Genomic DNA, 230 nt, shown 5'->3' with positions numbered 1-230 from the left:
GTAATGATAGAGTTCTTACGGTTAGGATCGTCGATATGACGCGCCCATTGCCCGATACAGCGACCGCAGGCATTGGGCAGCACCACACCGCCTATTTTGTCAAAGGGATCCAGCAGGCCATCTCTTTCAATGGTGAAACGTACCAGCTCAGAACCGGTGGTAATGGTAAATTCGTATCTTACTTTCAGGTTCTTGTCAATGTCTTGTTTGGCCTGGGAGGCTGAACGGGA

At 50.0% G+C, this 230-nt stretch carries 1 protein-coding gene; it reads right to left on the bottom strand.

Features of this window, described 5'->3' with window-relative positions:
- Nucleotides 1–230, bottom strand: a 230-nt coding sequence (locus KVT36_RS32455) for an aconitase family protein (RefSeq protein ID WP_254640294.1), incomplete at both ends; no start/stop codon positions are given.

It is taken from the genome of Chitinophaga sp. GbtcB8 (genome assembly GCF_019091455.1).
Lineage (GTDB): Bacteria > Bacteroidota > Bacteroidia > Chitinophagales > Chitinophagaceae > Chitinophaga.
This window is presented reverse-complemented; position numbering and strand designations above follow the sequence as displayed.